Source organism: Nonomuraea sp. NPDC049784, assembly GCF_040659615.1.
Classification (GTDB): Bacteria; Actinomycetota; Actinomycetes; order Streptosporangiales; family Streptosporangiaceae; genus Nonomuraea.
The window spans coordinates 1-8,609 of the sequence record NZ_JBFAMX010000449.1; the positions used below are offsets into that span (position 1 = coordinate 1).

Genomic DNA, 8,609 nt, shown 5'->3' on the forward strand with positions numbered 1-8,609 from the left:
GCCCGGGCGCCCGCCGAACGTCTTGGGCGGCACCGCCGAGGTCGCGCTGCGCCGCGCCGGGCGGCTGGCCGACGGATGGGTGAGCTCCAGCAGGGAGGACCTGTCCGCGGTCGCCGAGCGGGTGGAGCTGATCAAGGCCACGCTGGCGGAGTCGGGCAGGGACGCGGCCGCGTTCCGCTTCGTGTGCCGCGGCGTCACGCAGGTCCGGGCGGCGGACGAAGACCGGCCACTGACGGGCACGTACGAGAAGATCCGGCGTGACGTGGACGAGCTGGCCGCCAGGGGCGTGACGGACGTCTTCCACGACCTCGGCTTCGACCGCGAGTTCGTCACGCTCGACGCCAAGGAGGCGATGCGCCGGGCTGAGGAGGCGCTGGAGGCCCTGGCCCCCTAGGTGGAGGCCCTGGCTCCTAGCCCCAGCCGCCGTACGGGACCGTGATGATCTCCAGGTTGTGGCCGTTGGGATCGGACCAGTAGAGGCCGCGGCCGCCGTCGTGGGTGTTGATCCGCCCCGGCTGCTCATGGTGCGGATCGGCCCAGTACGTCAGGCCGCGGCTCTTGATCCGTTCCCAGATCTGGTCGAACTCCTCCTCGCCGACCAGGAACGCGTAATGCTGCGGGATCACCGTCCCGCCCGACTGCATGACGTCGAGCGAGACGTCGTTGCCGAGCGTGACGACGCGGAACGGCCCGTACACCGGCGCCGGCTCCAGACCGAGGACGTCCACGAGGAACGCGGCGGTCTCGTCCCTGTCCCTCGCCTGCACGATGGTGTGGTTCAGATGGACGGACATACTTTCACGCTATGTCAGCGCGACGGGGAGCGAGCCGATGCCGTTGATGAAGTTCGACGGCAGCCAGGTCACCGAGCCGGTCACCTCGATGGCCCGCACGCTCGCGCGCAGCTCGGCCAGCAGGGCGGTGATCTCGGCGCGGGCGAGCTGGGCGCCCAGGCAGAAGTGCGGGCCGTAGCCGAACGTCAGATGCCGGTTCGGACTCCTGCCCACGTCGAAGCGGTCGGCGTCGTCGAACACGGCCTCGTCCCGGTTGGCGGAGGCGGTCCAGAGCGCCAGCACGTCACCGGCCGCGATCCGGCGTCCGGCCAGCTCGACGTCCCGGGTGGCGGCCCTGCCGACGTGCGCGGCGGGGGTGGTCCAGCGCAGGATCTCCTCGACGGCCGTGCCGATCAGCTCAGGGTCGGCACGCAGCCGCGCCCACTGCTCGTCGTACGTGGCCAGCGCCAGCACGCCCCCGGCCATCGCCAGGCGGGCGGTCTCGTCGCCGCCGATGATGAGGTTGTAGCAGTTGAGCAGCACCTCCTCCTCGGTGAGGCCGCCGGCCACGAGCAGGCTGACGACGTCGTCGCCCGGAGCCGCCCTGCGCTGGGCGGCCAGGCGGGTGTAGTAGAGCAGGATCTCGCTCTGGGCGATCCTGGCGGGAATCCCGGTGCCCGCGCCGTCACCCTCGCCCAGCATGGCCTCGTTCGTCAGCTCCAGGACGCGCTGCCGGTCCTGCTCGGGCACGCCCAGGAGCTCGCAGATCGCGCGTAGCGGCACCTGGGCGGCCACCTCGGCCACGAAGTCGCCGCCGCCGCGCCGTACCAGCGCGCCGAGCAGCTCGCGGGTGGCGGCGGTGATGGAGCGCGTGACGGGGCCGAGCGTGCGGGGGCCGAAGCCGGGCGTCAGGAGGCGGCGCAGGCGGGTGTGCGCGGGGCCGTCGGTGACGACCAGCATCTTGCCCGCGCCGGGGTCATGGCCGCGCAGGAGGGTGCGCAGCATGTTGCCCTGGAGCGAGGTGAACGTGGCGGGGTCGCGCACGACGCGCAGGACGTCCTCGTGGCGGGTGACGCTCCAGAACCGCTCGTGCCTGCGCACCGGGTCGTAGGCGCGCAGCCAGCGCCACACGGGGGTGAGGTCGTGGGCGGCGTGGAGGCGGGGGTCGAGGAGGTCCAGCTCGTCGATCCCGGCGGGGTCCGGCGCGGGTCTCATCGCTCCAGCTCGTCCAGGAGGTCGCCGAGGGGGTCGTCGTCCTCGGGGTTCAGGGCCTTGGAGATGATCTCGTTCAGGGTGTGCTCGCGGAGGAAGGTCTCGATGGGGATGTCCAGGCCGAATCGGTCGCGCAGCTCGCTGACCAGGAAGACGGCCGTCAGGGAGTCGCCGCCGACGGCGAAGTACGTCCTGTCCAGGTCAGACGGGCCGGTCAGGGCCAGGGTGGTCAGGAACAGCCCGGTCACCGCCGTCGCCGTGTCGTCCGGCTGTGGCTCGGGGGCGGCGGGCGGGGCGCCGAGGGTGAGCGCGCCGTGGCTGTCTCCCGCGAACGGGTACGTGGGGAGGTGGACCCGCCGCCCGGTCGCGGGCCAGGCGACGTCCTCGCCCGCCGCCCAGGCCTCGCCCAGCGGATCCTTGGCCGAAGTCGAGGTCTCCAGGGCGCCCGCCGCCCCCTCGTGGGTGGCGGCGACCACATAGGCGCGCACGTCCAGGGCGGCCCGGCCGTGGGTGAGCGTGTGGGCGACGTCGGCCAGCGGCGGCGCGCCGGGCTCGCGCAGCGCGGCGGCCAGGCGCCGGGCCGCGGTGTCGAGCTGCGCCTGAGTGCGTGCGGAAAGCGGCAGCACGACGGTGGCCGCGCCCTGACCGGGCGCCGCGGGGGTGCTCCGGTGCGGGGACGCCTCGGTGGCCCGGCCAGAGGGCATTGGTGAGCGCCGGACCGGTGGCGGGGCTTCCTCCAGGACGGCGTGGACGTTCGTGCCGCCGATGCCGAGCGACGACACCCCCGCCAGTCGCGGCCCCCGGGCGTCCCACTCCTTCGCCTCGGTGAGCAGGTGGAACGGGGTGGCGTCGAGGTCCAGGTCGGGGTGCGGGCGGGTGACGTTCACCGTGGGCACCATCGTGCGGTGGGCCAGCATCAACGCGACCTTGATCAGCCCCGCCACGCCCGCCGCCGCGTTCAGGTGGCCGATGTTGGACTTCACGGAGCCGAGCTCGCACCGGGCCCCGGCGAAGGCCGCGGTCGCGGCCGCCACCTCGATCCGGTCCCCGAGGTCCGTCCCCGTCCCGTGCGCCTCCAGGAACTGCGCGTCCGCCGGGTCCAGCCCCGCCGCCGCCCACGCCTCGAGGATGGCGGCCGTCTGGCCGTCCACGCCGGGCGCGGTGAAGCCCACCCGGGCGGCGCCGTCGTTGGTGACCGCCGTGCCGCGGATGACCGCGTGGATCGGGTCGCCGTCGGCCAGTGCGTCCTCCAGCCGCCTGAGCACCACCAGCCCGACGCCGTCGCCGCCGACCATGCCCGCCGCCTTCTCGTCGAACGGGCGGCACCTTCCGTCCGGCGAGTAGATGCCGCCGGGCTCGTACAGGTATCCGCGCTTGTACGGGGACCCGATGGACACGCCGCCCGCCAGAGCCAGGTCGCACTCGCCGGCCAGCAGCGCCTGCACGGCCACGTGCACCGTGGCCAGAGAGGTCGAGCAGCCCGTGTGCACGGTCAGGCTCGGCCCGGTCAACCCCAGCCGGTACGACAGCCACCCCGCCAGGAACTCCCGGTCCGTGAAGATCCGCACGTGCATGGGTCCGAGCCGGGCGTGCAGCCGCCGGTCGACCTGGGCCGCGACCGAGTGCTCGGTGGGCCCGCCGCCCACGTACACGCCCGTGCCGTCCGGGGCGTCACGCGGGTCGTACCCGGCGTCCTCCAGCGCCGACCACGCCGTCTCCAGCAGCAGCCGGTGCTGCGGGTCCAGTGCCGCCGCCTCCGTGGCGTTGAACCCGAACAGCTCGTGCTCGAACCGGTCCGCGTCCGCCAGGAAGCCCTTGGCCGGCACGTAACCGGGGCTGCGCAGCTCGCCGGCGTCCACCCCGGCCGCCAGCTCCTCCTCGCCGAAGTCGGCGATCGAGCAGACACCGTCGCGCAGGTTGCGCCAGTATTCGGCGAGGTCGCGGGCGCCGGGGAAGCGGCCGCTCATCCCCACGATGGCCACCGCCGGTGCGTCGGTCATTCCGTACCGCCTTTCAGAGCGTTCCTGCGCGCTGCCAGCCGCTCCCGCCTGCCCTGCCCGCGTCGCCGGGACTCGCCGTGGTCCGCCTGTCCGGGACCGTCCAGGCGGGCGGCGAGGGCAGCGACCGTGGGGTGCCTGAACAGGTCCACCAGCTTGAGCCCGCCGTCGTCGCCGCGCTCGCGCAGCGCCGTCAGGACGGCGAGCAGCCTGATCGAGTTGCCGCCCAGGTCGAAGAAGTTGTCCTGCGCGCCGATCCTGGTCAGGCCGAGCACCTCGGCCCACACCTCCGCCAGCCGCCGCTCGGTCGCGGTGGCCGGGGCGACGTACGGCCGGTCCAGATCGGGGCGGGTGAGCGGGGGATCGGGCAGCCGGGACCTGTCCACCTTGCCGGACTTGTTGTGGGGCAGCTCGTCCAGGAAGACGACCGTGTCGGGGACCATGTAACCGGGTAGCCGCTCGCCCAGCCAGGCCCGCAGCTCCCCGGCAGTCGGCCCCTCGGCGGCCCCGTCGTCGGCCCTGTCGTCCGTGGGGACCGCGTACACCGCCAGCCGGTCGCCGCGCACGGTCGCCGCCGCGACCGAGACGCCCGGGTGCGCGGCCAGGACCGTCTCGATCTCTCCCAGCTCGACCCGGAAGCCTCTCAGCTTGACCTGCGTGTCCACCCGCCCGAGGTAGGACAGGACCCCGTCGGCGTCGTGCCTGCCGAGGTCGCCTGTGCGGTACATGCGCTCGCCCGGTTCGCCGAACGGGTTCGCGACGAAGCGCTCCGCCGTCAGGCCGGGCCGGTTGGCGTACCCCCGGGCCATCCCCGCGCCCGCCAGGTAGATCTCGCCCACCACGCCCGCGGGCACCGGGCGCAGCCGCTCGTCCAGCACGTACGCGCGCGCGTTCGCCACCGGACGCCCGATCACCACCGGCTCGCCGGGCACGAGGTCGGCCGTGGTGGCGTAGACCGCGGTCTCGCTCGGCCCGTACGCGTCCACCACCCGGCGCGACGCCGTCGCCCAGCGCTCGACCAGCTCGGCCGGGCACGCCTCGCCCCCGATGGCCAGCGTGCGCAGGTCGGGGAGGGCGCCGGGCGGGCACGGCAGCGACATGGCGGCGGACGGTGGCAGGAAGGCGTAGGTGATCCGGGAGTCGCGCAGCCGGGCGTACAGGTCCTCGCCGAGCCGCTCGCACTCGGCCGCCACGTGCAGCTCGGCCCCGGCGACGAAGGCGAAGAACAGGTCGGACACGGCCACGTCGAACCCGAACGACACGTACTGCAGCACCCGGTCGTCGCCGGTCACGGGGAACTGGGGGCGCACGGCGGTCGCCAGGTTGAGCAGGGCGCGGTGCTCGACGGCCACGCCCTTGGGGGTGCCGGTGGAGCCGGAGGTGTAGAGGATGTAGGCGGTGTCCGTGAGGGTGGGCTCCGACGTGGCCGCGGGCCCGATCGCGGGCGCTTCTCCGTCGGGTCGCATCACCGGAGCGCCCAGGTCTCTGGGCTCCGCGGCGATCAGCAGGCGGACCCCGGCGTCCGCGACCATGAACCTCAGCCGGGCCTCCGGATGGCCGGGGTCGAGCGGGACGTACGCGCCGCCCGCGCGCAGCACCGCGAGGGCCGCCACCGCCATGTCGGCGCCCCTGGGCAGGCAGAGCCCCACCGGGACCTCCGGCCCCACGCCTGCCGCGCGCAGCCGGGCGGCCAGGCCGTCCGCCCGCTCCATCAGGTCGCGGTACGTGAGCGAGGTCGAGCCGTACACCAGCGCCGTCGCGTCAGGGCGTTCGAGTGCGCGGTCGGCCACCAGGTCGGGGACCAGGCGATCGCCAGTGGGGGCGCCAGTGGCCGGCGCGGTGCGGTTCCAGTCGCCGAGCACCAGACGGCGGTCATCGGGTGAGAGGAGGTCGACCGCGGTGATGGGCAGGTCCGGCCGGTCGAGCAGGCCGTTCACGAATGTCGCGAAGGCGCGGGCCCAGTGGCGGACGGTCCCGGGTGTGAACAGGTCGGCGCGGTAGATGAACTGGGCGGCCAGGCTGTCCGCGTCCCGCTCCACGTTCAGGAGCAGGTCGAACTTGGCCTCGCTCAGCAGCAGCTCGACGCGCTCCGTGACGGCGCCCGGCAGGTCGAGCCGCATGCCGGCGTCGTCCTCGAAGGCCATCATCACCTGCACGAGCGGGTCGTGGCTGAGCTCCCTGCCGGGCGCCACGGCCTGGACGACGGCCTCGAACGGCGCCTCCTGGTACGGGTGGGCGGCGAGGAAGCGGTCGCGTACGCGGGTGAGGAGGTCGAGGAAGGACGGTTCGCCCGACAGGTCCGCGCGGACGGCGAGGGTGTTGGCCAGCAGGCCGACCAGGCCCTGGACGTCGGGGTGGTCGCGGCCTGAGACGGGTGTGGCCACGACGAGGTCCCGCTGCCCCGAGATCCTGGCGAGGAACGCGGCGAAGGCCGCGAACAACGCCATGAACGGCGTCGCGTTCCGCTCGGCGGCCACCTTCGCCAGGCGCTCCCGCGTGTCCGGGGGCAGCGCGATCCGCTCGACGCCCCCGGCGGCGGACTGCACGGCGGGGCGGGGATGGTCTGTGGGGAGCGCCGGGGTCGTGGGCGCGTCCCTGAGCGACTCGGCCCAGAACGCGACGGCCTCGTCGAGGGCATGGGAGTCCAGCCGCTCCCGCTGCCAGACCGCGTAGTCGGGGTACTGCAGCGGTGGCTCCCCACCGTCCTGGACCTCCGGCGACCCGCTGTGATCATCGGACGGACGCCCACCATCGGACGCTGGAGGTGCGGCAAGGCGGTAGGCGTCGGCGATGTCGCGGAGGAGGATCCGCAGGGACCAGCCGTCGCACACCAGGTGGTGGGCGGTCAACAGGACGCGGTGGCTGCCGTCGTCCAGCGCGTACACGACGCACCGCAGCAGCGGCCCCGCCGCCACGTCGAACGGCGTCCCCGCCTCCGCCACCATCAGCGGGTACGACTCGGCCACGGGCACGTCCCGCTCCACCCGCAGCGCCGCCTTGCCCTCCTCCGCCACCACCTGCACGTACTGGCCGTCGTGCGGCCGGAACACGGTGCGCAGCGACTCGTGCCGGGCGACCGCCGCGTCCAGGCCCGCGCTGAAGGCCGCCACGTCGAACGATCCGTGCACGGCGAAGGCCACGGGCACGTTGTACTGGGCCGTGCCGGGATTGAGCTGATCCAGCACCAGCATCCTGGCCTGCGCGGGCGACACGGGGAACTCGTACTCAACCGGCACCATCAGAACTCCCGCAGGATCGGTTGGAGGACTCTGGCGATCTCGGCGGCGGGCCCCGGCCTGAGCAGGTCGCTGTGCCCGCAGTCGAGATCGTGGACGCGTACGCGCGCGGGGGCCCAGCGCTCGGCCTTGACCGCCGAGGACACGCCGCCGGGCTGGGCGGTGGCCGAGTAGAGCAGCACCGTCCCGTCGAAGGGTGGCGGCCGGTACGTGACCGCCAGCCGGAGATGCCCGGCCACCGTGTCGGCCACGGCGGACAGCCGCTCGTCGTCCAGCCCCGACAGCGGGCCCTCGCTGGCGCGCACCGCCGCGAACACCCGGGCCCGCTCCAGCGGCCCCGGCTGGGCGTAGGGGTGAAGCGTGCGGGTGCGCAGCAGGATGGTCAGCGCCTCCTGCTCGACCGCCTCGGGATCCGCCGGGAACCCGGCCGGCCACGGGAAGGCGTCGAGCGAGGCCACCAGCCCCACCTCCTGCCCGGACTCCCGCAGGCAGGCGGCCATCTCGTACGCGAGCAGGCCACCGAAGGAGTGCCCGAGCAGCAGGTACGGCCCCTCGGGGCGGACGGCCCTGACGCGCGTCAGGTAGTCCTCGGCCAGCTCCCGCATGCTTCCCGGGAGCGTCCAGCCGGCCTGGAGCGACGGGGACTGCAGCGCGTGGACCGGGCGGCCGGGGGTCAGGTGGGGCAGGAGCGCGGTGTACGACCAGCCGATGCCCCGGCCGGGGTGCACGCAGAACAGCGGCGGTCTGTCGCCCTCCGGCCGGAGTGTCAGCAGCGGCGACAGGTCCAGCTCGGTCGCCGCCCTGTCCAGCCTCACGGCGAGCCTGGCGGGGGTGGGCGCCTCGAACAGGGCGGCGATGCTCGTGCGGACGCCCAGCCTGGACTCGATCGCCGCCGTGAGCCGCATGGCGAGCAGCGAGTCGCCGCCGGAGTCGAAGAAGTCGGCGTCCGCGCCCACCACCCCCGTGTCCAGGACCTCGGCGAACAGCTCGCACAGCTCCTTCTCGCGCGGTGTCCCCGGCTCCCTGGCGGCGGGGGCGGGGAGCGCCGGATCGGGCAGGGCCGCGCGGTCGACCTTGCCGTGCGGGGTGAGCGGGAGACGGTCGAGGGTGACGTATCGGGCGGGCAGGAGGTGCTTGGGCAGCCGGGCGGCGGCGTGCTCACGCACCCGATCCGGCGCGCCACCGTGAGACAGGACGAGGTAGGCGACGAGCCGCCGCCCCGCGCCCGACGTGGCGACGACCACGGCGCGGTCCACGTCCGGGGAGCTCTCCAGGACGGACTCCACCTCGCCGGGCTCGATCCGGTAGCCGCGGATCTTCACCTGCCCGTCGGCCCGCCCCGCGAACTCCAGCTCCCCGTCGAACGTCCACCGCGCCAGGTCACCGGTCCG

General features: G+C 74.2%; 6 protein-coding genes. 1 reads left to right on the forward strand and 5 read right to left on the reverse strand.

From position 1 onward, the window contains the following. Positions 1–394 (forward strand): LLM class flavin-dependent oxidoreductase (locus tag AB0J09_RS47300; RefSeq protein WP_360706776.1); only part of this gene is annotated, 394 nt, incomplete at its 5' end. A 16-nt stretch (positions 395–410) separates the two neighbouring features. Here AB0J09_RS47300 and AB0J09_RS47305 read toward each other — a convergent pair. The 5 genes from AB0J09_RS47305 to AB0J09_RS47325 all read right to left on the reverse strand — a co-directional run. After that, positions 411–794: a VOC family protein gene (locus AB0J09_RS47305; protein ID WP_360706779.1), complete on the reverse strand. Its 384-nt coding sequence runs from the start codon at positions 792–794 to the stop codon at positions 411–413. Between the two features lie 9 nt (positions 795–803). After that, on the reverse strand, positions 804–1,988 hold the full coding sequence (locus tag AB0J09_RS47310) for a cytochrome P450 (RefSeq protein ID WP_360706781.1): 1,185 nt from the start codon (positions 1,986–1,988) through the stop codon (positions 804–806). Next, a complete protein-coding gene (locus AB0J09_RS47315; protein ID WP_360706784.1) occupies positions 1,985–3,985 on the reverse strand; it encodes a beta-ketoacyl synthase N-terminal-like domain-containing protein in 2,001 nt (666 codons plus the stop codon). Before AB0J09_RS47315 ends, AB0J09_RS47310 begins: the two co-directional genes overlap by 4 nt. Continuing rightward, positions 3,982–7,221, reverse strand: a complete 3,240-nt coding sequence (locus tag AB0J09_RS47320; RefSeq protein WP_360706787.1) for an amino acid adenylation domain-containing protein — start codon at positions 7,219–7,221, stop codon at positions 3,982–3,984. The genes AB0J09_RS47315 and AB0J09_RS47320 overlap by 4 nt, the downstream gene beginning before the upstream one ends. After that, on the reverse strand, positions 7,221–8,609 hold a 1,389-nt coding region (locus AB0J09_RS47325; RefSeq protein WP_360706790.1), incomplete at its 5' end, for an alpha/beta fold hydrolase. The genes AB0J09_RS47325 and AB0J09_RS47320, both read right to left, overlap by 1 nt.

Coding starts and splice junctions, on each gene's coding strand:
- AB0J09_RS47305 (WP_360706779.1), bottom strand. CDS start 794: ATGTCCGTCCATCTGAACCACACCATCGTGCAGGCGAGGGACAGGGAC.
- AB0J09_RS47310 (WP_360706781.1), bottom strand. CDS start 1,988: ATGAGACCCGCGCCGGACCCCGCCGGGATCGACGAGCTGGACCTCCTC.
- AB0J09_RS47315 (WP_360706784.1), bottom strand. CDS start 3,985: ATGACCGACGCACCGGCGGTGGCCATCGTGGGGATGAGCGGCCGCTTC.
- AB0J09_RS47320 (WP_360706787.1), bottom strand. CDS start 7,221: ATGGTGCCGGTTGAGTACGAGTTCCCCGTGTCGCCCGCGCAGGCCAGG.